Here is a 24688-nt window from a genome sequence, read left to right on the forward strand (position 1 = left end):
GGCCCGTTTTCGCTTGGAGTCCATCCGACATAACGAGAGAGAGGGCGACAATGACGAAGCTACTGTGGGGCAGGCGGGTCGGGTTCGGAGCGGCGCTGGCCGCCGTCGTGACGCTGTTCGGGGCCTGCAACGGCAACGAGACGCGCGACGGCAACCAGCTGCCCGGTTTCATCGCGGGCAGCGTGCGCACGACGGCCTACGACGGCACGAGCGACGATCTGCTGACGGCCGGCCTCGGCAAGAGCGGCCTCGCGAGCGCCGCGCCGCCCGCGTTCGCGAACCCGGCCCGGCCGACGGCGGCCGAGCTGCGCCGCCTCGCGATCTGGTCGAACTACCGCGCGATCGTCGACATGAGCGCGAACGGCGGCTACGGCCGCTTCTGGGGGCCGAACGTCGACCTCGACGGCAACGACACGCTCGGCGAAGGCCGGATCGCCGGCACCGAATACCTCGCTTACTCCGACGACGGCAGCGGCCGCAGGAACGTCACGCTGCTCGTGCAGGTGCCGACCCGCTTCGACCCGGCGCAGCCGTGCATCGTCACCGCGACGTCGTCCGGCTCGCGCGGCGTGTACGGCGCGATCTCGGCCGCCGGCGAATGGGGCCTGAAGCGCGGCTGCGCGGTCGCCTACAACGACAAGGGCGGCGGCAACGGCGCACACGAGCTCGGCTCGGACACCGTCACGCTGATCGACGGCACGCTCGCGAACGCGGTGCTCGCCGGCAACGCGAGCCTCTTCACCGCGAACGTGTCGAGCGGCGAACTGGCGACGTTCAACGCGCAGTTCCCGAACCGCTATGCGTTCAAGCATGCGCATTCGCAGCAGAATCCGGAGCAGGACTGGGGGCGCGTGACGCTGCAGGCGGTCGAGTTCGCGTACTGGGCGCTCAACGAGCAGTTCGGACCGCTGATCGACGGCACGCGCCACGGCGTGCGCTATCGCCCCGGCGACATCACGACGATCGCCGCGTCGGTCAGCAACGGCGGCGGCGCGGCGCTCGCGGCGGCCGAGCAGGATACGCGCAACTGGATCACCGCGGTCGTGGTCGGCGAGCCGCAGATCAATGTGCGGCTGGCGCCGAATGCGGTGGTGCGGCAGGGCGGCGCCCCCGTGCCGTCGTTCGGGCGGCCGCTTGCCGACTATGCGACCTTCGCGAACCTGATGCAGCCGTGCGCGGCGGCGGCGTCCGCGCTGGCCGGCGCGCCGTATCTCACCGCGCTGCCGTCGGCCGTCACGCAGTCGATTCGCGCGCAGCGCTGCGCGACGCTGGCCGCGGCCGGGCTCGTCGCGGGCGCCGACCTGCAGAGCCAGGCCGCCGACGCGCTCGCGCAGCTGCATGCGGCCGGCTATCTCGCCGATTCCGACATGCTGCAGGCGCCGATGTGGGATTCGCAGGCGACGCCGGCGATCGCGGTGACCTACGCGAACGCGTACACGCGCTCGCGCGTCGTCGACAACCTGTGCAATTTCAGCTTCGCGACGACGAATGCGGCCACCGGCGCGGTGGCGCCGCCCGCCGCGTCGCCGATGCCGAGCGTGTTCGGCGCGGGCAACGGCGTGCCGCCCACCAACGGCATCAACCTCGTGTTCAATACGGGCCCCGCGAGCGGCGTCGACCACCGCCTCGCGACGCCCGACGCGAGCTTCGCGGGCGCGCTGTGCCTGCGCCAGCTGTGGACGAACGGGCAGCTGAACCTGCCCGCGAACGTCGACGCGGTGCGGGTGAACGCGAACCTGCAGGGCAAGCCCGCGATCATCGTGCACGGCCGCAGCGATGCGCTCGTGCCGGTCAACCACGCGTCGCGCGCATATGTCGCGCAGAACAGCATCAGCGAAGGCGGCCGCAGCCAGCTGGCGTTCTACGAGGTGACGAACGGTCAGCACTTCGACGCATTCCTGCCGGTCGCCGGCTTCGATACGCGCTTCGTGCCCGTGCATTACTACGACCTGCAGGCGCTGAACCTGATGTGGCGGCACCTGAAGAACGGCGCGCCGCTGCCGCCGTCGCAGGTGATCCGCACCGTGCCGCGCGGCGGCACGCCGGGCGCGGCGCCGGCGCTCACGACCGCGAACCTGCCGCCGATCTCGGCCGCGCCGGGCGGCAATGCGATCACGGTCGGCGCGGGGGCGCTCGACGTGCCGTTCTGAACGTGCACTGCCGCCCGCCCGAAGCCGGACGCTCGCGTCCGGCTTTTTTTCGGCCGTACGCGGGAATCGCTTCCGGATTCGATTTCCGGCGAAAAGCCGCTGCCGTAACAAATTGTTACTTTACGACCGAAAACCCGGAATCTATTATGCGCCGGTGTTTTCACTTAATTTAATAAATTATCCGGGACACATATTCCTTTCCTTTCTATTGGATAATCATTTCGATTTTATTAATTTGGCTTGAGCCGCGATTGAACGCGATTTTGCGATTAATCGGCGCTCCGCCGAACGGGATTGTTCGCCCTTTCGAAGCGAAGCGGCCTTGTCCGGCCGGGTTTTGCGGGGCGTTGCCTTGCCTTCGATCCGCATGCGGTTCGCCATGGCCGGGAATCGCAAGTGAAATCGCGGGTGATTTTGAATTGCCGTTCTCAATGGAATTGATTCCATTGGGTTGCTGTTGAATATCGGGTGGGGTAAATCATGCCGGTCGATTCGCGTCGATCCGGTAAAAAACTCGGAGTGCGTCGCATAACGAATGCGCTCCCGGTGCGGAACGCCGGATCAAATCATCCTTTGCGTCCGGCGATATTTATCGTTCTGTTCGAGAGGCAATAATGACGACACTGAAGTCCTTGAAAGACGGTTTCGCGCTATTTGGAACGACGCTGAGCGGCCCGCTCGTCGCGGCGACGGCCGCCGCGCTGCTCGTCACCGGGTGCGGCGGCGACGACGGCGCGAGCCCGTCCGCCGCGGCGGCCGCGGCCACGGCCGCGAATACGCCGGCGTCCGGCGCGGCGACGAACGCCGCGCAGGCCGACCAGCCGTTCGTCGACACCGACGTCTACGGCACCGGCCCCAACGACGCGGTGACCGACGCCACGGAAGGCGCGGCGGTCGTGCACCGGCAGGTGTCGATCGGCGGCAAGGTCATCAAGTACACGGCCACCGCCGGCCACCTGACGACGATCGATCCGGTCACGTCGCAGCCGAACGCGAAGATGTTCTACGTCGCGTACACGCAGGACAATCCCGACCCGTCGAAGCCGCGCCCGGTCACGTTCTTCTACAACGGTGGCCCGGGCTCGTCGTCGGTCTACCTGCTGCTCGGCTCGTTCGGCCCGAAGCGGCTGCAGTCGTCGTTCCCGAACTTCACGCCGCCCGCGCCGTACAAGCTGCTCGACAACCCGGACAGCCTGCTCGACCGCTCCGACCTCGTGTTCATCAACCCGGTCGGCACCGGCTACTCGGCGGCGATCGCCCCGGCGAAGAACAAGGACTTCTGGGGCGTCGACCAGGACGCGCGCTCGATCGACCGCTTTATCCAGCGCTACTTGACCAAGTACTCGCGCTGGAACTCGCCGAAGTTCCTGTTCGGCGAGTCGTACGGCACCGCGCGCAGCGCGGTCGTGTCGTGGGCGCTGCATGAGGACGGCATCGAGCTGAACGGGATCACGCTGCAGTCGTCGATCCTCGACTACTCGAACGCGCTGTCCGCGACCGGCATCTTCCCGACGCTCGCCGCCGATGCGTTCTACTGGAAGAAGTCGACGGTCACCCCGACGCCGACCGACCTCGACGCGTACATGGTGCAGGCGCGCAACTACGCGGACAACGTGCTGACGCCGCTCGCGCAGGCGCCGAATCCGCAGGACGGCGGCTTCGTCAACGTGCGGCTGAACCTGAACCTGCAGACCGCGCAGCAGATGGGCTCGTACATCGGCACCGATCCGGTCTCGCTGATCCAGACCTTCGGCAACCCGGCGGCGCTCGGCAACGTGCCGTCGTCGAACAACAACCCGCCGTACACGTTCTTCCTGACGCTCGTGCCGGGCATCCAGATCGGCCAGTATGACGGCCGCGCGAACTACACGGGCCAGGGCATCGCGCCGTTCATCCTGCCGAACTCGGGCGGCAACGATCCGTCGATCAACAACATCGGCGGCGCGTACACCGTGCTGTGGAACAGCTACCTGAACACCGACCTGAAGTACACGTCGACGTCGTCGTTCGTCGACCTGAACGACCAGGTGTTCAACAACTGGAACTTCAGCCATACGGACCCGACCGGTGCGAACCGCGGCGGCGGCAACACGCTGTACACGGCGGGCGACCTCGCGTCGTCGATGAGCCTGAACCCGGACCTGAAGGTGCTGTCCGCGAACGGCTACTTCGACTCGGTGACGCCGTTCCACCAGACCGAGCTGACGCTCGCGCAGATGCCGCTCGATCCGACGATCAAGGCGCAGAACCTGACGATCAAGAACTATCCGTCGGGCCACATGATCTACCTGAACGACGCGTCGCGGACCGCGCTGAAGGGCGATCTCGGCAACTTCTACGACGGCATCCTCGCGAACCGCGCGGCGTTGCAGCGCGTGCAGAAGCTGCAGATGCGCGCGCAGCAGCTGCGCCAGCAGAAGCTGGAGCAACAGGAGCAGCTCCACTGAGCGCGGGCGGCGCACGCGCCGCCTGACGCGACGTAAAAAAAAACGCCGCCCGGTCACGAGCCGGGCGGCGTTTTTGACTGGAGCGGCGCGCGCGTGGCGCGCCTGCCGTCACGCGAGCACGAGCCGCAGGCCGACCGCGACGAGGGTCGATGCGAGCAGGTTGCGCAGCAGGCGCTCGGGCGCGCGCGTCGACAGCACGCTGCCGATCACGATGCCGGGCAGCGAGCCGATCAGCAGCGACAGCAGCATCGACCAGTCGACCGAGCCGAGCAGCCAGTGGCCCATGCCGGCGACGAGCGTGAGCGGGACCGCGTGCGCGATGTCGGAGCCGACGATGCGGGTCGTCGCGAGCGCCGGGTACAGCAGCAGGAGCACGGTGACGCCGATCGCGCCGGCGCCCACCGACGTCATCGACACCAGCACGCCGAGCACGACGCCCGTCAGCACGGTCGACCACAGCGTGCGCGCCGGGCTCGGCGCGAACGGGTTGCGCGCGGCGAGCGCCGCGAGCTGCGGGCGGAAGATCAGCGCGAGCGACGTGAGCAGCAGCGCGCCGCCGAGCACGAGCTGGATCAGCCGCGCGGCGGCCGGCGTGTGCATCCCGTACGTGTGCAGGATCCACAGCGTGACGGCCGACGCCGGGACGCTGCCCGCGGCGAGCCGGCCCGTGATGCGCCAGTCGACCGAGCCCTTGAGGCCGTGGACCAGCGTGCCGGTCGCCTTGGTCGCGGCCGCGTACAGCAGGTCGGTGCCGACCGCGGTCGCCGGGTGGACGCCGAACAGCAGCACGAGGATCGGCGTCATCAGCGAACCGCCGCCGACGCCCGTCAGGCCGACGAGGATGCCGACGAACAGGCCGGACAGGGAGTACAGCAGATCGATATGAGGGAGCGACATCGGCAGCAGGCGATTGGGTGGCGTTCGGCGGCGTTCGGCGGCGGCGCGCGCGTCAAAGTCCGACATTGTCGCAAAACTGGCGGGGTGGTGTACGACTGCGTTAAAAATCCGCCGCCCGGCCGCCTGCGGCCGATGCCCCAAATCAGTGCATCGCGCTGCCGACGCCGCTTCCTGCCAAGGCTTGCCGCCGGATGCGCAGCGCGAGGCCGATCAGCGCGGCCGCGGCCGCGAACACCGCGCCGAACGCGACGTGATAGCCGCCGTTCAGCGCGTCGAGCGGCGCGGCCTGGCTTGCGGCGAGCGCATCGGTGCGCGCGGCCGCGAGGCTCGCGAGCACGGCGAGCCCGAGCGCGCCGCCCATCATGAACGCGGTGTTGACGATGCCGGATGCGAGGCCCGAATCCGCGGGGTCGACGTCGCCCATCGCGGCGAGCAGCACCGGATTGAACGCGACGCCCGCGCCGACGCCGAGCAGCGTCATGCCGGGCAGCACGTGCCACACGAAGCCGCCGTCGGCCGGCGCGCGCGCGAACAGCGCGAGGCCGCACGCGGCGATCAGCAGGCCGGCGGCGATCGGGCCGCGGATCCCGAAGCGCATCACGATCCGCGCCGACAGCCCGAGCGAGAACGCGGCCATGATCAGGTTGGCCGGCAGGAACGCGAGGCCGACCTCGAGCGGGCGGTAGCCGAGCACGCGCTGCATGTACAGCGCGGACAGGAAGAACCACGCGAACATCGCGGCCGCCCACAGCACGCCGATCACGTTCGCGAGCGCGACGTTGCGCTTGGCGAACAGCGTGAGCGGCATCAGCGGGTGCGCGACGCGCGCCTCGATCGCGATGAACAGCGCGAGCAGCGCGGCGGCCGCGCCGACGAGCGCGACGGTCTGCGTCGACAGCCAGCCGGCCTCGTTGCCGTTGACGATCCCGTAGACGGCGAGCATCAGCGACGCGGTCACGGTGATGGACCCCGCGACGTCGAGCCGCGCGCCGGCGGCCTGCGCGCGCGTGCGCGGCAGCAGCGCGGTGCACAGCGCGTAGACGGCGATGCCGATCGGCAGGTTGACGAGGAAGATCCAGTGCCACGACAGCGCGCTCGTCAGCAGCCCGCCGAGCAGCACGCCGATGCTGCCGCCGCCCGCGCAGACGAAGCCGTAGACGCCCATCGCGCGCGCCCGCTCGCCGGTCTCGGTGAACAGGTTCATGATCAGCGACAGCGCCACCGCCGACACGATCGCGCCGCCGAACCCCTGCACCGCGCGCGCGGCGATCAGCATCGCCTGCGACTGCGCGACGCCGCAGGCGAGCGACGCGAGCGTGAACACCGAGAGGCCGGCGAGGAACATGCGCCGGTGTCCGTACAGGTCGCCGAGCCGGCCCCCGAGCAGCAGGCAGCCGCCGAAGGTCAGCATGTATGCGTTGACGACCCAGACGAGCGCCGTCTCGCTGAAGTGCAGGTCGGCGCTGATCGACGGAAGGGCGACGTTCACGATCGTGTTGTCCAGCACGATCATCAGCACGCCGAGGCAGAGGACGATCAGCGTGTACCAGCGCTTCTCGCCGTGGATGCCGTGGGTCATGGGGAGGTGGCCTCTCTGATAGTTATTTGAATGAAAGGCAACATTGTAGGCGCCGCACGGCGCGGCTTCCTGCCGGTTTCTGTCAGCAGCGGGGCGGACCGTTACGCGTTCGGCGGCAGCGCGCAGCCGTCGGGGCCGCATGCGGCCGCGTCATCGCCGCCGATGGCGACGATGCCGTCCTGCCACGCCTGCTCGAGCGCCTGCGCGAACACGTCGGCCGGCTGCGCGCCGGACACCGCGTAGCGCCCGCCGAACACGAACAGCGGCACGCCGCGGCCGCCGATCTGCTCGGCCCGCGCAACGTCGGCGTCGACTTCGCTGCGGTACGCGTCGCTGCGCAGCACCGCTTCGACCGCCGCGCGCTCGAGCCCCGCGTCGACCGCGAAATCGGCGAGCGCGCCGTGATCGAACAGCGAGCCGTGCTCGCTGAAATACGCGCGATACAGCCGCTCGGTCAGCGCATGCGCGCGGCCGGTGGTTTCCGCGAGCTTCACGAGCCGGTGGCCGTCGAGCGTGTCGCCGACGAGCGTGCCGGGCAGGTCGTAGCGCAGCCCGACGCCTGCGGCCGCGTCGGTTACCTGCCGCAGCATCTGGTCGACCTGCGCGGGCGCAAGCCGATACTTGCCGCCGAGCATCGCCTCGACCGGCTCGACCGGCTGGCCGGGGAACAACCGGTACGCGCGCAGCGCGACGTCGACGCGGTCCGCGTGCGCGAACGCGGCGAGCGCCTCGTCGAAACGGCGCTTGCCGATCCAGCACCACGGGCAGATCAGGTCGGACCACATTTCGACGGTCAGCGTCGGGCGAAGCGCGGGGGAGGAGGCGGTCGGCATGGGCTGGAGGTTCGGAAAAAGTGTAACCGCGACTATATCATTTTTTGCATCGACGCCTATGCGTCGCCCTGCGTGTCCTTCAGATGCTTGAGATGCTTGTAGACCGTCGCGCGTCCCATCCCGAGCACGTTCGCGACGTAGTTCGCCGCGCTCTTGCCGCGGAACGCGCCTTCCGCGTAGAGCGCCTCGACGAGCTCGCGCCGATGCTCGCGCGTGAGTCCGTTCAGGCCGATCTGCCGCTCGCGCAGCCAGCCGTGCAGGAACGTGTTGATGCGCTCCTGCCAGTCGTCGCGGAACAGCTCGTCCGGCTGCGCGACGACACCCGCGCCCTTGATGAACAGGTCGAGCGTCGCGCGCACTTCGTCGAACACCGCGATGTTGAAGTTGATGCACATCATCCCGGCCGGATGCCCGTCGTCGTCGAACAGGATGTTGCTGACGCAGCGCATTCGCCGGCCGTCCCAGTTGAGCTTCTCGTACGGGCCGATCACGCGCTCGCGCGCCGAGTGGTCGGTTTCCTCGAGCGCGGAGTCGTCGCCGACCTCGCGCTTCGACAGGTTGTTCGCGAGGTACAGCACGGTCTGGTCGTGCAGGTCGTGAATCACGACTTCCGCGTAGGGGAAGAACAGCGTCGCGATGCCGTCGGCAAGCGGCGCGTAGCGGGACAGCAGCAGGTCTTTGACGGGAGATTTCTTCTTGCGCATCGGGATCGCACTCTCGGGTGAGCCGCGGCCCGGCGAGCCGGCACGCCGAGGCGCGGCCGCCGCGGCGGTTGCGCCATTGTATCGGGCTCGCGTGCGCGCGCTGCTCATGCGTGCGCCAGGTGCGTGTAGAGCGCATGCGCGATCGCGACGTCCTCGAGACCGAGGCCGATCGAGCGGAAGAACGCATGGCGCGTGCGCGACGGCGCCGGGCATGCGCCATGCACGAGCGCCGGCAGGTCGCCTGCGATGCGTTCGGCGCTCCAGCCGTGCTCGGCGACGGCGCGCTGCATCTCGCCCGCGCTCGCGGGCGTCGTGTGCCGGTAGTCGCAGTACACGTCCATGCCGGGCAGCCACGCGGGCGGGATCTCGTGCGCCTGCGCGACGTTCGTGCTGATCGACGTGACGAGCGCGGGGCGCGTGAGCATCCCGTCGCCAAGCACCGGCACGCCCGACGACGTGCACAGCATCACGACGTCCGCGTCGCGCACGCACGCGGCGACACTTTCGGCCGGCCGCGCACGCGGGTCCAGCCGCGCGAGTTCGGCCTGCAACGCCGCGTTGCCGGCAAGCGCCGGCGAATGGACGCGGATCGTCTCCCAATCGCGCAGCGCCGCCGCGTGCCGCAGGTGCGCGAGGCCGACCGCGCCCGTGCCGATCACCGCGAGATGCTTCGCATCGCCGGGCGCGAGGCAGTCGACCGCGAGCGCGGTCGTGCCGGCGGTGCGCTCGATCGTCAGGCGCTGCGCGTCGCACCACATCAGCGGCTGGCCGGTCTGCATCGACATCAGCGCGGTCCATGCGGTGACGATCGGTTTCCCGTCGGGTCTTCCGCCCGTCACGATGTACGGCGACAGCTTCGCGCCGAACACCTGCTCGTCGGCGAGCGCGCCGAGATAGGTGATGAAGTCGCCGGCCTGGTCGGGGAACAGCGTGAGCGTCTGCGGCGGCTGCACCGCGCGTGCTTGCCCGAGCGCGGCGAACATGCGGCGCAGCGTGCCGAGCACGTCGAGCGACGGCAGGGCGGCGCGCACCATCGCGTCGTCGACGGTCAGCGGCAGGGTCGGGGCGGCTTGCGTCATGGATGCGTCTCCAGTGGGGCCGGACGAGCAGTCTCGCGACGTGGCGTCCGGCGATGTTCGTAATGGACGAAAAGTCTAATATAGACTCGCGAAGTCGGGTGAGCTTTTCTTTTCAGGCTGTCCGTCGTTCGGAGAGACTTTGAAAAAACGCCTGAAATCAATGCCTTGGATGGACGGGTGTCGATTCCGGCGCAGCGAAACCGGGGCGCGATTATCGTATCCCCTATAGTCTATAGTAGACTTTCAGTCTATATTTCGCGTGCATGGAATCGCGCTGCCGATCTTCATTGCCTCAACCCGGACAGGACCCGACATGAACTGGAAGCTTGCTTTTTGCGCCGCCGCGGCCTTCGCGGGCGCGGCCGTCACGGCCCACGCGGAACAATCCGCCAATACGTTGCGCTTCGGGATCGAAGCCGCCTATCCCCCGTTCGAGAGCAAGACGCCGTCCGGGCAGCTGCAGGGCTTCGACGTCGACGTCGGCAACGCCGTGTGCGCGAAGCTGAAGATGAAGTGCGTGTGGGTCGAGAACGCGTTCGACGGGCTGATTCCCGCGTTGCAGGCGCGCAAGTTCGACGCGATCAACTCGGCGATGAACGTCACCGCGAAGCGCCGGCAGAGCATCGATTTCACGCCGGCGATCTACGTCGTGCCGATCGTGATGGTCGCGAAGCGCGGCTCGCCGCTGCTGCCCGACACGGCGAGCCTGCGCGGCAAGCGCGTCGGCGTGCTGCAAGGGTCGTCGCAGGAGGATTTCCTGAAGGCGCACTGGGCCGGCGCGGGCGTGTCGGTCGTGTCGTACCAGGATCAGGACCAGATCTACGCGGATCTCGTCGCGGGCCGCCTCGACGCCGCGGTGCAGGAAGCGCAGACCGCGCAGGACGGCTTCCTCGACAAGCCGGCCGGCCACGATTACCAGATCGTCGGCGAGCCGCTGAAGGACCCGGTGACGCTCGGCGAAGGCACGGGCTTCGGGATGCGCAAGGGCGACAAGGCGCTGCAGGCGAAGATCGTCGGCGCGCTCGATGCGCTGAAGAAGGACGGCACGCTGAGCGCGCTGTCGCAGAAGTACTTCAAGCGCGACATCATCGCGAAGTGAGCACGGCCGCGCCGGGCGCACGACCCGGCGCGCGCCGCACCGAATCTCGACGCAGTGCGAGGAAGCATGGATTTCGACGTCATCGTCCTGGGGGCCGGCATTGTCGGCGTGTCGTCGGCGCTGCACCTGCAGGATCGCGGCCTGCGCGTCGCGCTCGTCGACCGGCGCGCGCCGGGCGAGGAAACGAGCCACGGCAACGCGGGGCTGATCGAGCGTTCGTCGGTCGTGCCGTATGCGTTTCCGCGCAAGCTCGGCACGCTGCTGCGCTACCTGCGCAACCGCTCGGTCGATCTCTACTGGGACTACAAGGCGCTGCCCGCCTATGCCGGCTGGCTCGCGCGCTTCTGGCGGGAATCGTCGCCCGAGCGGCTCGCGGCCGCCGCGCGCGACATGCTGCCGCTCGTCGCGGCGAGCGTTGCCGAGCATGACGCGCTGCTCGCGCGCACCGACGCGCAGCCGCTCGTGCACGACGGCGGCTGGATCGAGGCGTTCCGTTCGCCCGCGCTGTTCGACGCGGAGGCGCGCGCACAACGGCGCGTCGCGGACGAACATGGCCTGCGGATGACCGTGCTCGACGCCCGCGCATTGCGCGACCGGGAGCCGGGCCTCGGCGACGCGTTTTGCGGCGCGTTCCACTGGCAGGACCCGAAGACCGTGTCGAATCCGGGTGGACTGACGAAAGCGTATGCGCGGCTGTTCGAGCGCGAAGGCGGCACGTTCGTGCTCGGGGACGCGACGACGCTTGCGCAGGAACGCGACGGCTGGAGCGTCGACACCGCGCATGGACGGATCGCGGCCCGCTCGGCGGTGCTCGCGCTCGGCCCGTGGTCCGACCAGGCGTTTGCGCCGCTCGGCTACCGGATTCCGCTGCGCGCGAAGCGCGGCTATCACATGCATTACCGGCAGACGCGCGCGCCGCTCGCCGTGCCCGTCTGCGACACCGAGGAAGGTTTCGTGGTTGCGCCGATGGACGGCGGCCGCCTGCGGCTCACGACCGGCGTCGAGATCGCGCTGCGCGGCGCACCGCCGACCGGCATCCAGCTCGCGCGCGCGGAGCCGCTCGCGCGCGACGCGTTCGGCATCGGCGAGCGGCTCGATCCCGCGCCCTGGCTCGGGATGCGGCCGTGCACGCCCGACATGCGCCCGGTGATCGGGCCGGCGCCGCGCCATCCGCGCCTGTGGTTCGCGTTCGGCCATTGCCACCACGGGCTGACGCTCGGCCCCGCGACCGGCCGGCTGCTCGCCGAGATGATGACGGGTGCGCCGACCTACATCGATCCCCATCCGTATCGCCCGGCGCGCTTCGGCTGAGCGGGCCGGATGTCCGGCCGGCGCTCACGCTCGCGCGACACAGTTTTTCATTCGGCTGTCGGCGATATCGATGCTTGCGTGATTTTTGATCGTCCGCGTAATTGTCCGGAAAGACGCCTCGTAATATCAATAAAAGATTCGGCGTGCGGAGGAATTTTCCATTGCATTTTCATATTCCGGAAATGAGCGATGACCAGTCAATCCGATTGACATGCCGACGCCATGAAAAGCGATCTTGCAGGGGCATTCTGAATGTACCTGAACACGTTACGTCGGCCTCGCAAACGTTACGTTACACGGCGTGTCCGCGGCGTCTGTTTCTTCACATCATTAAGCGAGTATGTGGAATTTTTCGTAATGAAATCAATTGACGGAGCGTTATTGCAATGCAGTAAACGAGAAATGGAAGCGTGATTTTCCAGATGGCACGCTTCGTGCGACCCGTCCCGGTGCTTCATCAACGTAGTGCCAACCGAGACGAGGTTACGATGGGAAAAAACTTTAAATTGACGGGTGCGGCGCTGTCGGCAGTGACGGCGTTCGGGGTGCTGGCATCGGGGTCCGCGGCAGCCGGATCGCTCGATGTGCTGTCGATTCCGCAGGTGATCGTCAATCCGCCGTCGAACGGCGTGTCGGCGAGCATCACCGCGGCGGGTACGACGCCGCTGGGATCGATCAGCGTGACCGCGTCCGGGGCGGGCGCCATTCAGACGTCGTTCGGCGATCCCGCCGGCGCGCCGGCCGGTGCGGTGAATACCGTGACGGGGGCGCTTGGCGGCAGCGGCGGCACGATGAATCCGCTGATGCCGGTGCAAGGGGCAGTGAATCAGGTCGTGGGTACGCTGGGCGGCAACAATCCGGCTGGCGCGCTGACGGGTGCGCTGGGCAATGTTGGCGGCGGTTCGAACCCGCTGGCTCCGGTCCAGGGCGCGGTGAATCAGGTCGTGAGCACGCTGGGCGGCAACAACCCGGCCGGCGCGCTGACGGGTGCGCTGGGCAACGTTGGCGGCGGTTCGAACCCGCTGGCTCCGGTGCAAGGCGCAGTGAATCAGGTCGCAAGCACGCTGGGCAGCAACAACCCGGCTGGCGCACTGAGCGGCGCGGTCGGTACGGTCACGGGTGCGCTGGGCAACGTCGGCGGCGGTTCGAACCCGCTGGCTCCGGTACAGGGCGCAGTGAACCACGTCGTCGGCACACTCGGCAGCGGCAACCCGGCCGGTGCGCTCAGCAATGCGGTGAACACGATCACCGGCGCGCTGGGCAACGTCGGTGGCGGTGCAAACCCGCTGGCGCCGGTCCAGGGCGCGGTAACGCAACTGGCCGGCACGTTCGGCGGCAATGATCCGGCAGCCGCGCTGGGCAACGCCGTGAACTCGCTGAACGGCGCGTTCGGCAACCTCGGCGGGTCCAATCCGCTGGCGCCGGTGCAAGGCGCGGTGACGCAGGTCGTCAACACGCTGTCCGGCGCGGGCGGCGGCAGCCCGATCGCACCGATCACGACCCTCGTCAACGGGCTGCAGAACGCGCTGCCGACCGGCGGCAATCCGGCCGGCGCGCTGAGCAACGCCGTCAGCACGGCGACGGGCGCACTCGGCAACGCGGTGAATTCGCTGACCGGCGCGCTGGGCAACCTCGGCGGCGGCGCAAACCCGCTGGCGCCGGTCCAGGGTGCGCTGAACCAGATCGTGGGCACGTTCGGCGGCGGCAACCCGGCCGGCGCGCTGACGGGCGCGCTAGGCAACCTCGGCGGCGGCACGAACCCGCTGGCCCCGGTTCAGGGCGCAGTGACCCAGGTCGTGAACACGCTGTCCGGCGTGGGCGGCGGCAGCCCGATCGCGCCGATCACGAACCTCGTCAACGGGCTGCAGAACGCGCTGCCGACCGGCAGCAATCCGGCCGGCGCGCTGACCGGTGCGCTCGGCACGGCGACGGGCGCGCTGAGCAACGCGGGCGCGCCGCTGTCGCAAGCGCCGGGCGCGCTGACGGGCGCACTCGCGAACGGTCCGGCGGCACTGTCGCAGGCGGGCGGCGCGCTCGCGGGCGCGGCCGGTTCGACGGCGGCGGCGGGCGGCGGCCTGATGGGCGCGGGCGCAGGCGCGGCCGGCAGCACGGCCGGCGCAGTCGGCTCGGTGCTGACGACCGGGGCGACCGCGACGGCCACGGTCGTCAACTCGGCCGGCACCGCAGTCGGCACGGCGCTCGGCTCGACGCCGAGCGTGTCGGTCACGCCGCATTCGGGCAGCGGCTCGGCGAACAACCCGCTCGCGCCGGTGTCGTCGCTGCTGACGACGCTGACGAGCGCACTGCCGAGGTAATGCAGCCGGACCCCCGGGCAGCGGCGCGCATCGCCGTTGCCCGCCGGCGGTCAGCCAAGGTGGTATGACAGCGATGTCATGCCGCCTTTTCCATTCGACCCCGTTCGCGCACCCCGCGCACCCCGCGAACCCGGCCGTCAGTCACCGCTTCCACGCATTTGTCGGGTCGCGATGGAATAACCGGCCGCGCTCGTCCGTTTATCTACTGAGTCACGGCGCGGCCGCGCGGCGGGATAATTTCCGCGATGGCGTCGATTCTCCCGTTTCGCGACGGCCGTGTCCGCGCCCGGCGGCGCGGTGTGCGTCGCCATGTCATGCGAAGGAGAGCGGGAATGAAACGGATGCTGTTCGTCGCCGCGCTGACGATCGGGGCTGCGCTGCCCGCCGCCGCAGAGCCGCCGCAGGTCAGTGGCGGGAAGCTGGTCGACGAAGACCGGATGACGCTGTACACGTTCGATCACGACGCGCCGGGCAAGAGCCAGTGCGACAGCGCATGCACGGCCAGCTGGCCGCCGGCGCTCGCCGATGCCTACGACAAGGCGTCGGGCGCATGGAGTTTCGTCAAGCGCGATGACGGCAAGAGGCAATGGGCGTACAAGGGACACCCGCTGTACCGGTGGAAGATGGACGGCAAGCCGGGCGACGCGGGCGGCGACGGGATGGGCGGCATGTGGCACGTTGCGCGGCCGTGACGGCGCGACCCTGCGCGAGGCGTCCGGATGAGCTACGAATCGGACCTGCTGGTGTGGCTGCCGCGCCTGACGCGGTACGCGCGTGCGCTGACGGGCGACCCGGCCTGGGCCGACGATCTCGTGCAGGACACGCTCGAACGCGCGCTGAACAAGCCGCCGCGCGTCGACGGCAACCTGTGCGCGTGGCTGCTGACGCTGCTGCGTCACCGTTTCATCGACCAGCTGCGCGCGCGGCGCGAGATCGCGGTGGATGACGCGACCGCGCCCTGGCAGACGATGGCCGCGCCCGCGGGCGAGATCAGCGGGCTCTTGCTGCGCGACGTGCAGCGCGCGCTGTACCGGCTGCCCGTCGAGCAGCGCGAGGTGCTGCTGCTGGTGGCGCTCGAGGAGTTGAGCTACCAGGAGGCCGCGCAGGTGCTGGCGGTGCCGGTGGGCACCGTGATGTCGCGGCTCGCGCGGGCGCGCGAGCACATGCGCGCGCTGCTGTCGGACGATGCGTCGGCGAGCCGGCACGCCGCGCTACGGGTGATCAGGAAGGCATGATGGACGATTCGCACAAGCCCTCGAACGAACACGACGCGGACGCGTCGGCCCGGCTGCTGTCCGCGCTGCTGGACGGCGAGCTGTCCGGGCCGGAGCGGCGCGAGGTGCTCGAACGCCTACAGGCGAATCACGAGGATGCCGAACGATTCGCGCATTACCGCGCGCAGCGCGCCGCGCTGCAGGCGCTGTTCCCGCTGCCCGGCGCCGCGCCGGTGCTGTTCGTGCAGCGCCGCGCATCGTGGCGTCGGGGCGTCGCGGCCGGTCTCGGCGGGCTCGCGGCCGGGCTGCTGCTCGGCCTCGCGCTGCATGCCGGATGGACGACGTTCGGCGGGACGCCGGCCTTTGCCGCGCGCGCGGACGTCGCGTACGCGGTCTACGCGATCGATCTCCAGCACCCGGTCGAAATCGGCGCGAGCGAGCCGGAGCGGCTCGCGGCGTGGCTGTCGGAACGCGTCGGCCAGCCGGTCCGCGCGCCGTCGCTCGCCGAATACGGCTACACGCTGATCGGCGGGCGGCTGCTGCCCGGCGTATCGGGGCCGGCCGCGCAGTTCATGTACCAGCGCGCGGACGGCGAGCGCGTGACGCTGTACGCGACCGTCTTCGGCGGGCGCAGCGTGGCGCCGCGCGCGCTCGTCGCCGACGGCCGCCGCACCTACTTCTGGTCGGATCGCGGGATGGGCTATGCGCTGTCCGGCCGCGGCGACGAGCCGCGCCTGCGCGAGATCGCGATGGAAGCGTGCGGCGCGCTCGGCGGCTCGACCGACGCGTGGAAGGGATGACGAGTCGCGTAGCGCGGAAACGGAGGATGCGATGCGGCGGACGGTCCGGTTCCTGTTGCTTGCGCTGGCGGCCGCTGCAGCCGGCATGGGCGCCGCGCGCGCCGCCGACGATACGCCGGTGCGCGTGCCGGTCGACGCGGACGGCGTGCAGCGGGTCGCGATCGTCGGCGGCAGCTACTTCTTTCGCCCGAGCCACGTGATCGTGAAGGCCCGCGTCCCGGTCGAGCTGACGGTGTCGAAGGAGGCCGGGCTGACGCCGCACAGCTTCGCGATCGACGCGCCGCAGGAAGGCATCGCGGTGCGCGCCGAGCTGTCGGCCACGCCGAGGACCTTCCGCTTCACGCCGACGCAGGCGGGCCGCTTCGCCTACTATTGCACGCATCGGCTGCTGTTCCTCAAGAGCCATCGCGACCGCGGCATGGAGGGCGTGCTGGAGGTCGAGGAGGCGCCGTGATCGCCGGATGGCTGGCCGCCGCCGCGTTGCTTGGAGCGAGCATGACCGCAGATCCCGTGACCGTCGCGCAGACGCATTTCGAGCAGGCGAGCTCGTACCGGGCGACGATCCGTTCGTGGCCGCGGCAGGGCGAGCACACCGAGATCCACTACGCGTATCGGAAGCCCGGCTACATCCGGATGGATTTCGTTGCGCCGCATCATGGCGCGGTGCTGGTCTACGATCCGGTCAGCCGCAAGGTGCGGGTGCGGCCGTTCGGCGCGCACCTGCCGCCGGCGCTGTCGCTGGCGCCGACCAATCCGCTCGTGCGCGACCCGAGCGGCCACCGGGTCGACCAGTCCGATGTCGGCGAGCTGCTGCGCAACGTGCGCGCGCTGCAGGAAGGCGGCCTGACCGTGGTGCTGGGCGAGGAGCCGGTCGGCGGCCGGACCGCGCTGCGGGTCACCGTCACCGGCGCGCCCGCGCATGCGGTGGCGGGCGTGCATCGCTACCAGCTGTGGCTCGACGCCGAGGACGGCTTTCCGCTGAAGGTGGTCAGCTTCGCGGACGACGACGACCGGCCGCTCGAGACCGTCACGCTCGACGACGTCGAGATCGACGTCGCGTTCCCCGATCATTTCTTCGATCCCTGATATGCCGGAGGCGGCATGGCTGAGTACCGGTTCTCGACGACGTGGCGGGTGGACGCGCCGTTGGCGGCGGTCTGGAACGCGATCTACCAGGCCGACATGTGGCCGGACTGGTGGAAGGGGGCGGAGCGGACCGTCGAGGTCGAGTGCGGCGACACGCACGGCGTCGGCGCGCTGCATCGGTACACATGGAAGGGCGCGCTGCCGTACCGGCTGAGCTTCGACATGCGCGTGCTGCGCGTCGAGCCGATGCGGGTGCTCGAGGGCCGCGCGAGCGGCGCGGTCGAGGGCGACGGCCGCTGGTCGTTCGCCGGCGATGCCGAGCGCACGGTCGTTCGCTACGACTGGCACATCCGCACGCACGTGCGCTGGATGAACTGGCTCGCGCCGCTGGCCCGTCCGCTGTTCAAATGGAATCACGACGTCGTGATGCGCGAAGGCGCGCGCGGGCTCGCGCAGCTGCTCGGCGCCTGCGTCGAGGCGGACGGTCGTTCGTTCGCGCCGGTCGCCGGTGCGTGCCGTGCGTGCTGTGCGGACCCGCAGGGCGGGCCGGCGGGCCATGGCTGACGCGGGGCCGGCAGCGGAGCAGGCGTCTGTCAGCGGCGCGCCGGCCGTGTCGGCGAATCCCTACACGACGGCCGGCAAAAGTATGACGCGCGGGCCCGCAAAAATATGACGGGAAGATCAGCATTCGATGATTTGAATCCCGCCTGCCGTTGCCGATACTCTCCTCACAACAAACGCATTCCGTTTTTCGTCCGACGTGATCGCCCCTGCCTCGACGCGGGTGCCGATATCCCCACAACGGACGCCTCCGTGCCCGGTTTAGCGATCGAACGCTGCATGAGGCTTGAGTGGCTGGCTTCCTTCTTGTCGAACCAGCAGCTTGACATTCCGTATTCCACACCACACGGAGACCATCATGAGCCGCGCAGCCCAGGACCTGATCGAATTGCAACGCCTCGCCCAGAGCGGCGCCGGCGCATTGACCGAGCACCTTTTACGCGAACTGGCGAAGAGCCTCATCGCCGAGGGCGTGTCGGACGTGCGCGACGGATGCTGAACGCCGGGTACGTCCGACGGTGCGCGTGACGGCGCGCCGATGGAGCGAAGACGAACGGCAGGCCGGCGATGCGCGCCGGCCACACGCGGCGCCCCGCCGCAACGGAGAGAGACGTGAACCATAACAACGAGACGCTGGATTCGATTCGGGACCTCAACCTGTCTTACCTGATGCTCGCGCAACGCCTGCTGCACGACGATCGCGAGGCGGGCATGTTCCGGCTCGGCCTGTCGGCGCCGCTCGCCGACCTGCTGTCGACGCTGACGTTCACCCAGACGACGCGGCTTGCAGCCTGCGACCAGCTGCTGTGCGGCTTCCGGTTCGGCGATCACGCGATGCTGTCCGCGCTCGCGAAGTCGCCGATGCATGCCGACGTCGCGCACACGCATGCGGCGATCCTGCTGGCGGGCCAGCCGGCCGCTCAGTTCGCGTGACGGGGGCGGCGATGTCGAAGGCGAGCCTCATCGAATACGCGCGCGAAGTGTCGCGCGCAGTCGCCCTGATCGAGCTCGGCGCGCGCATGCAGCTGCTCGAATCCGAGCTCACGTTGTCGCGCGAGCGCCTGATCCGGCTCTACCGCGAAGTGAAAGGGGCGTCGCCGCCGAAGGGCATGCTGCCTTCGTCGGCCGACTGGTACATGACGTGGCAGGCGAACATCCACGCATCGCTGTTCTACAACACCTATCTGTTTCTCAGGGACGAGGCGCGCTGCTCGCACCTCGACGCGCTGACGAAGGGCTACCGGCTGTATCGCGAGCACTGCACGCATGCGGGCATGGACGTGCAGCTCGACCTGACGCGCGCGTGGACGCTCGTGCGCTTCTTCAACGGCGGGATCCTGCAGATGACGCTGTGCCCTCGCTGCGGCGGCAGGTTCATCGGGCACAAGTACGAACTGCACGGACGCAAGGCGTGCGCGATCTGCCGGCCGCCGCCGCGCGCGGGCAAGACGGCGAAGCACGCGATGCATTGAATGTCCGCGTGCCGGCGTGCGGGGGGAGGTGCGGCGCCCCGCGCCGCGAACCTCAGCGCTGGTACGCCATCACCGCGCCGTCGACCGCGAGCGAGACGCGCTCGCCGACGGCCGGACAGCGATGGCCGGGCACCCGCGCACGCACGAGCGTATCGGGCGCGGCCGCGAGGCGCGCGAACACGTCGGCGTCCTGCCCCGCGAATTGCGCGGATTCGACCTGCGCCGGATGGCTGCGCGCGGCGTCGGCAAGCGCAGCAGGCACGACGTGGATCTGCTCGGGGCGCAGCATCGCATCGGCCGGGCCGTCGGGCAGCGGCGCGACGAGCGGCAGCTCGCCGAGCGCGCACGCGAGGCGGCCGTCGCGCACCTGTCCCGCCAGCAGCACGGCCTGGCCGACGAACGACGCGACGTCGCGCGTGACGGGCTGCCGGTAGAGCGTCTGCGGGGCGGCCGTCTGCACGAGGCGCCCTTGCCACAGCACCGCGACCTCGTCGCCGAGCGTCATCGCCTCGGGCTGGTCGTGCGTGACGAGCACCGACGTCGCGCCGGCCGCGGCGAGCGCGGCGGTGACCGCGCTGCGCGTCTCGTGCCGCAGCGACGTGTCGAGCGCCGAAAACGGCTCGTCGAGGATCACGAGCGACGGCTCGGGCGCCAGCGCGCGCGCCAGCGCGACGCGCTGCTGCTGGCCGCCGGACAGCTGCTGCGGCGCGCGGCTCGCATACGACGCCGGCAGGCCGACCATCCCGAGCAGTTCGCCGACGCGTCGTTGCGCGCGCCGCGCCGCGCGCGGCAGCCCGAATGCGATGTTGTCCGCGACCGTCAGATGCGGAAACAGCGCGCCTTCCTGCGGCACGTAGCCGATGCGCCGGCGCTCGGGCGCGACGTGCGTGCCGGCCGACGCGACGCAGCGGCCGTCGATGTCGACCGTGCCGCGGTCCGCGCGCTCGAAACCGCACAGGATGCGCAGCAGCGTGGTCTTGCCGCTGCCCGACGGGCCGAGCAGCGCGACGAGCGTGCCGCGCCGCACCGTCAGGTCGACGTCGTGCAGCACCGCGTGCGCGCCGAAGGACTTGGAGAGGCCGCGGATTCGGAGTTCGCTCATGGAAGGATCGGGTAGGGCGGGGCGGGGCGGGGCGGGCGGGTCGGGCGGACGGCGGCTCACGCGCGCACGGAGGCCCGGCCGAGCAGCAGGAACAGGACGACGGACGCGCCGAGCGACAGCGCGACGAGCAGCGCGGCATACGGCGCGGCGGCCGCGAACGCGAGCTGCGACGTGTCGCTCCACACCTGCGTCGCGAGCGTGCGCGTGCCGGTCGGCGACAGCAGCAGCGTCGCGTTCAGCTCGGTGACGACCGAGATGAACACCATCGTCGCGGCCGCGCCGAGCCCCGGCGCGACGAGCGGCAGCACGACGCGCATGAAGGTTTGCCGCCAGCCGAGCCCGAGCGCGCGCGCCGTTTCCTCGAGCTGCTGCTGCACGTGCAGGAACGCCGCGCGCACGCTGACGACGGCGAGCGGCAGGAACAGGATCGCGTATGCGCCGATCAGCATCGGCGCGCTCTGGTACAGCGGTTCGACGAGCCGCACCGTCAGCGAGACCAGCGCGAGCGCGATCACGATGCCCGGCACGCCCTGCGCGGTCATCGCGATGCGCTCGAACGCCGTTGCGACGCGGCCCGGAAAGCGCGCCAGCAGGAACGCGATCGGCAGCGCGAGCAGCGTCGTCAGCGCGGCGCCGGCGAGACCGTAGCCGGCGGACGCGAGCGATGCGTGCCACAGCAGCGCGGGCGACACGTCGGCCGGCGTCACCGCGGCCGCGCCTTGCTGCGTGAGCCAGTAGCCGATCGTCGCGAGCGGCACGCCGAGCGTCGCGGCCGTGAGGGCGACGAAGGCCGCGACGGTGACGCCGCGCCACGCGCCGAGCTCGTAACGCAGCGCGGCGCGGCGCGCCGCGCGATGCGTGAGGCCGTAGCGTGCGCGGCCGCGCACGCGCGCTTCGACGACCACGCAGACGAGGCACAGCGCGATCAGCACGCAGCCGAACAGCGATGCGCCGCCGCCGTCGAACGACGTGCGGTATTCGGCGTAGATCTCGGTCGTGAACGTGCGAAAGCGCAGCAGCATGAACGCGCCGAATTCGGACAGCACCCCGAGCGCGACGAGCAGCATGCCGCCGTAGAGCGCCGGGCGCAGCTGCGGCAGCACGACCCGCATGAAGATCTGCCGCGGCGAGCAGCCGAGCGTGCGCGCGCTTTCCTCGAGCGCGGGATCGAGCTCGCGCAGCGCGGCGGCGACCGGCAGGTAGACGAGCGGAAAGTACGCGGCGCTCAGCACGATCAGCGCGCCGAGGAAGTCCTGCAGGTCGAGGCTGATCGACACCCACGCATAGCTCGTGACGAACGGCGGCACCGCGAGCGGCGCGGCGGCGAGCGCGGCCCACAGCGGCCGCAGCGGCAGCGTCGTGCGTTCGACGCACCACGCGACGGCCGTGCCGAGTACCGCGCAGGCGAGCGTTGCCGCGAGCGTGATCAGCAGCGTATTGACGAGCAGTTCGCCGACGAGCGGCCGCCACAGCAGGTCGAGCGCATCCTGCGCGCCGAGCGTTGCCGCGCGATACAGCGTGAAGCCGATCGGCAGCAGGATCGCGAGCGGCCCGAGCAGCGCGGCCGCGACGAGCGCGCGCGGCGCACGCCGCCGCGCCGCGCCGCGGCCGGCGCCGGGCGCGACGGCGGGCAAGCCGGGAACGGCGTCGAGCATGCTCAGAGCAGGCCGGCCTGGCGCAGCAGCTTGCCGGCCTGGCTGTCGTCGCCGAGCTGCTCGAACGACAGCGACGGCGGGCTCAGCTCGTTGAACGGATTGAGGATCGGGTCGGGTGCGACGCCCGGGTGGAGCGGATACTCGAAGCTGACGTGACTCGTCGCCATCAGCTTCTGCGCACGCTCGCTGACGAGATACGCAACGAACTTCTGCGCATCGGCCGCACGCTTCGACGCCTTCAGCACCGCTGCGCCCGACACGTTGACGACGCCGCCGACATCGCCGCGCGTGAAGTGATGCACGGCGCTCTTCGTCGACTTGTCGCCGAGCTCGGCATGCAGACGTGCCCAGTAGTAGTTGTTGACGATGCCGGTGACGACGCCGCCCCGGTTGACCGCCGCCGTCACGCCTTCCTCGTCGTCGAAGATCTGCGCGTTGGTCTTCAGGCCTTTCAGCCATTGCAGCGTCGCGGCCTCGCCGTGCAGCGCGAGCACCGCGCTCACGAGCGGCAGGAAGTCGGCGTCGCTCGGCGCGACGCCGACCTTGCCCTTCCATTCCGGCTTCGCCAGATCGAGCAGCGATGCGGGCAGCTGCGTCGGCTGGAGCTTGCCGGTGTTGTAGATCAGCACGCTTTCGCGCGCGAGCACGCCCTGCCAGTTGCCGTCGGTCGCGTTGAAGCGCGCGGGCACGGCTTTCAGCGCGTCGGCGTCGACTTTCGCGAGCAGGCCCTTGTGGTCGAGCAGCACGAGCTCGGGCGAGTTCTCGGTGAAATACACGTCGGCCGGCGTGCGGTCGCCTTCGGCGACGAGCTGCGCAGCGAGCGCCGGGCCTTCGCCCGAGCGCACCTTCACGCTGATGCCGCTCTGTGCTTCGAAGTCCTTGACGAGCTGGTTGACCACCTGCTCGTGCTGTGCGTTGTACAGCGTGAGCGTGGCGGCGTGCGCGGATGTCATGTGCAGCGCGCCGGTCAGCATCAGCGCGGCGGCGGCCGCGGCGACGAGGTGCCGCATCGGGCGGCTGACGGGAGATGTCTTCATGTCGGTAATCGGGTAGTGAATCCGGAAGGGTCGGCTTGCGTGTCGAACTACGCGTCGAACAGCGCGGCGCCGATGAACGAACCAGGCCGCGCGCCCGGCGGGCACGCGAAGATCGCGCTGCCGACGTGCGTGGTGAACTGGTTCATGATGTCCAGCTTCGCGAGCTTCTCGTTGATCGGGATGAAGCCCTTGCGCGGGTCGCGCTGGTGCGCGACGAACATCAGCCCCGCGTCGTACTCGGTCTGCTGGCGCCACGGCGGCCAGCGCTCGATGTAGAAGTTGGTGCTGTCGTTGTACGAATACGCGCGGCGCAGGATCTGCGCGCCGTCGTTCAGTTGCGGCGACGCGAGGCGCGCGTGCGAGTTGTCCGGGATCACCGGGTTGCCGTCCTTGTCGGCCGCGTCGAGGTCGAGCGGCTCGAACTCGTGCTTCCGGCCGAGCGGCGCGCCGCTGTACTTGTGGCGGCCGACCACCTGCTCCTGGAAGCCGAGCTCGGTGTTGTCCCAGTGCTCGAGCGTGATGCGGATGCGGCGCACGACCGTGTAGGTGCCGCCGTTCATCCATGCGGGGCCTTCGCCGCCGGCCCACACGAACTCGTTCATCGCGGCCGGATCGGACATCGGCGGATTCATCGTGCCGTCCTTGAAGCCCATCAAGTTGCGCGGCGTCTCGCCGGGCTTGCCGGACGTGAAGCCGGCCTGGCCCCAGCGCATCTGCGTGGCGCTCGCGCCGAGGCGCACGAGCTGGCGCACCGCGTGGAACGCAACCTGCGCGTCGTCCGCGCACGCCTGGATGAACAGGTCGCCGCCGGTCTTCTCGGGCAGCAGCTGGTCGCCGTTGAAACGCGGCAGGTCGACGAGCGCGGCGGGGCGGTGCTTCGCGAGGCCGTAGCGGTCCTTGCCGGCGAGCGTGAACATCCCCGGCCCGAAGCCGAACGTGATCGTCAGCCGCGCGGGGCCGAGGCCGAGCGCGTCGCCGCCATCGACGGGCGCCGCGTCGTCGCCGCCCGACGTCACGAGCGGCTGCGCGGTCTCGCCGCGCGACATGCGCGCGGCGGCGTCGGTCCAGGTCTTCAGCAGCGCGATCACGTCCGCGCGCTTGGCCGTCGTCAGGTCGAGCGCCGCGAAATACGCGTGGCGCTGCTGCGGCGTCGTGATGCCGCCCTGGTGCTTGCCGTAGAACGGCTCGACGTCGTCGTGCGCGGCCGCGTTCGGCGCCGGCGCGTCGGCCGCATGCGCGGCGGGCATCGACGCTGCCGCGAGGCCCGCGGCCACCGCGGCGCCGCCGGCCTTCAGGAAGCCGCGTCGCGCGGGGCGCGGCGGCTGGTCGAGATCGTCTGTCATGGTC

At 70.0% G+C, this 24688-nt stretch carries 23 protein-coding genes; 14 read left to right on the forward strand and 9 right to left on the reverse strand.

Going from position 1 to position 24688, the window contains the following annotated elements:
• The first annotated feature begins 50 nt into the window (after positions 1-50).
• Both ACFIMZ_RS04505 and ACFIMZ_RS04510 read left to right on the forward strand, forming a co-directional pair.
• Positions 51-2150 (forward strand): D-(-)-3-hydroxybutyrate oligomer hydrolase, encoded by a 2100-nt coding sequence (locus ACFIMZ_RS04505; protein ID WP_431821579.1) that lies wholly within the window; start codon positions 51-53, stop codon positions 2148-2150.
• 614 nt (positions 2151-2764) lie between these two features.
• Positions 2765-4597: a S10 family peptidase gene (locus tag ACFIMZ_RS04510; RefSeq protein WP_431821580.1), complete on the forward strand. Its 1833-nt coding sequence runs from the start codon at positions 2765-2767 to the stop codon at positions 4595-4597.
• Between the two features lie 108 nt (positions 4598-4705).
• On the opposite strand, the gene ACFIMZ_RS04515 is transcribed toward ACFIMZ_RS04510, so the two are convergent.
• The 5 genes from ACFIMZ_RS04515 to ACFIMZ_RS04535 all read right to left on the reverse strand — a co-directional run bounded on the left by ACFIMZ_RS04515 (position 4706) and on the right by ACFIMZ_RS04535 (position 9689).
• A complete protein-coding gene (locus ACFIMZ_RS04515) occupies positions 4706-5494 on the reverse strand; it encodes a sulfite exporter TauE/SafE family protein (RefSeq protein WP_431821581.1) in 789 nt (262 codons plus the stop codon).
• Between the two features lie 142 nt (positions 5495-5636).
• A complete protein-coding gene (locus ACFIMZ_RS04520; RefSeq protein ID WP_431821582.1) occupies positions 5637-7073 on the reverse strand; it encodes a DHA2 family efflux MFS transporter permease subunit in 1437 nt (478 codons plus the stop codon).
• Between the two features lie 101 nt (positions 7074-7174).
• Complete coding sequence (locus ACFIMZ_RS04525) at positions 7175-7906, reverse strand: DsbA family oxidoreductase (RefSeq protein WP_431821583.1); 732 nt, start codon at positions 7904-7906, stop codon at positions 7175-7177.
• A 56-nt stretch (positions 7907-7962) separates the two neighbouring features.
• Positions 7963-8718, reverse strand: a complete 756-nt coding sequence (locus ACFIMZ_RS04530) for a helix-turn-helix transcriptional regulator (protein ID WP_431821584.1) — start codon at positions 8716-8718, stop codon at positions 7963-7965.
• Entirely contained in the window at positions 8715-9689 is a 975-nt protein-coding gene (locus ACFIMZ_RS04535) for an ornithine cyclodeaminase family protein (RefSeq protein WP_431821585.1), read from the reverse strand. Before ACFIMZ_RS04535 ends, ACFIMZ_RS04530 begins: the two co-directional genes overlap by 4 nt.
• Before the next feature lie 313 nt (positions 9690-10002).
• Here ACFIMZ_RS04535 and ACFIMZ_RS04540 point away from each other — a divergent pair, with 313 nt between their 5' ends.
• The 12 genes from ACFIMZ_RS04540 to flhC all read left to right on the forward strand — a co-directional run bounded on the left by ACFIMZ_RS04540 (position 10003) and on the right by flhC (position 19547).
• Positions 10003-10788, forward strand: coding sequence for an ABC transporter substrate-binding protein (locus tag ACFIMZ_RS04540; RefSeq protein ID WP_431821586.1), 786 nt, complete (start codon positions 10003-10005; stop codon positions 10786-10788).
• A gap of 66 nt (positions 10789-10854) precedes the next feature.
• A complete protein-coding gene (locus ACFIMZ_RS04545) occupies positions 10855-12099 on the forward strand; it encodes an NAD(P)/FAD-dependent oxidoreductase (RefSeq protein ID WP_431821587.1) in 1245 nt (414 codons plus the stop codon).
• A 488-nt stretch (positions 12100-12587) separates the two neighbouring features.
• A complete protein-coding gene (locus ACFIMZ_RS04550) occupies positions 12588-14414 on the forward strand; it encodes a beta strand repeat-containing protein (RefSeq protein WP_431821588.1) in 1827 nt (608 codons plus the stop codon).
• 332 nt (positions 14415-14746) lie between these two features.
• Positions 14747-15106 (forward strand): COG4315 family predicted lipoprotein, encoded by a 360-nt coding sequence (locus ACFIMZ_RS04555; protein ID WP_431821589.1) that lies wholly within the window; start codon positions 14747-14749, stop codon positions 15104-15106.
• Between the two features lie 27 nt (positions 15107-15133).
• A complete protein-coding gene (locus tag ACFIMZ_RS04560) occupies positions 15134-15649 on the forward strand; it encodes a sigma-70 family RNA polymerase sigma factor (protein ID WP_431821590.1) in 516 nt (171 codons plus the stop codon).
• Positions 15649-16428 carry an anti-sigma factor family protein gene (locus ACFIMZ_RS04565; RefSeq protein WP_431821591.1) on the forward strand — a complete coding sequence of 260 codons (780 nt, stop codon included), beginning with the start codon at positions 15649-15651 and terminating at the stop codon, positions 16426-16428. Before ACFIMZ_RS04560 ends, ACFIMZ_RS04565 begins: the two co-directional genes overlap by 1 nt.
• Positions 16429-16459: 31 nt before the next feature.
• Entirely contained in the window at positions 16460-16882 is a 423-nt protein-coding gene (locus ACFIMZ_RS04570) for a quinol oxidase (protein WP_431821592.1), read from the forward strand.
• 41 nt (positions 16883-16923) lie between these two features.
• Positions 16924-17514 (forward strand): LolA family protein, encoded by a 591-nt coding sequence (locus ACFIMZ_RS04575; protein WP_431821593.1) that lies wholly within the window; start codon positions 16924-16926, stop codon positions 17512-17514.
• A 15-nt stretch (positions 17515-17529) separates the two neighbouring features.
• Positions 17530-18078, forward strand: coding sequence for an SRPBCC family protein (locus ACFIMZ_RS04580; RefSeq protein WP_431821594.1), 549 nt, complete (start codon positions 17530-17532; stop codon positions 18076-18078).
• 355 nt (positions 18079-18433) lie between these two features.
• The gene (locus ACFIMZ_RS04585; RefSeq protein WP_431821595.1) at positions 18434-18574 is read left to right on the forward strand and encodes a hypothetical protein; all 141 of its coding nucleotides are present in this window, start codon (positions 18434-18436) and stop codon (positions 18572-18574) included.
• Between the two features lie 113 nt (positions 18575-18687).
• Entirely contained in the window at positions 18688-19008 is a 321-nt protein-coding gene (gene flhD, locus ACFIMZ_RS04590) for a flagellar transcriptional regulator FlhD (protein WP_431821596.1), read from the forward strand.
• A gap of 11 nt (positions 19009-19019) precedes the next feature.
• The gene (gene flhC, locus ACFIMZ_RS04595) at positions 19020-19547 is read left to right on the forward strand and encodes a flagellar transcriptional regulator FlhC (protein ID WP_431821597.1); all 528 of its coding nucleotides are present in this window, start codon (positions 19020-19022) and stop codon (positions 19545-19547) included.
• A gap of 52 nt (positions 19548-19599) precedes the next feature.
• Here the strand turns inward: flhC and ACFIMZ_RS04600 are convergent, their stop codons facing one another.
• The 4 genes from ACFIMZ_RS04600 to efeB are packed head-to-tail and all read right to left on the reverse strand — an operon-like array spanning position 19600 to position 24684.
• Complete coding sequence (locus ACFIMZ_RS04600) at positions 19600-20649, reverse strand: ABC transporter ATP-binding protein (protein WP_431821598.1); 1050 nt, start codon at positions 20647-20649, stop codon at positions 19600-19602.
• 56 nt (positions 20650-20705) lie between these two features.
• On the reverse strand, positions 20706-22304 hold the full coding sequence (locus ACFIMZ_RS04605; protein WP_431821599.1) for an ABC transporter permease: 1599 nt from the start codon (positions 22302-22304) through the stop codon (positions 20706-20708).
• Between the two features lie 2 nt (positions 22305-22306).
• Positions 22307-23341, reverse strand: coding sequence for an iron ABC transporter substrate-binding protein (locus ACFIMZ_RS04610; protein ID WP_431821600.1), 1035 nt, complete (start codon positions 23339-23341; stop codon positions 22307-22309).
• A gap of 47 nt (positions 23342-23388) precedes the next feature.
• The gene (gene efeB / locus ACFIMZ_RS04615) at positions 23389-24684 is read right to left on the reverse strand and encodes an iron uptake transporter deferrochelatase/peroxidase subunit (RefSeq protein ID WP_431821601.1); all 1296 of its coding nucleotides are present in this window, start codon (positions 24682-24684) and stop codon (positions 23389-23391) included.
• Positions 24685-24688 lie beyond the last annotated feature (4 nt).

It is taken from the genome of Burkholderia sp. F1 (genome assembly GCF_050813845.1).
Taxonomy (GTDB): domain Bacteria; phylum Pseudomonadota; class Gammaproteobacteria; order Burkholderiales; family Burkholderiaceae; genus Burkholderia; species Burkholderia ubonensis.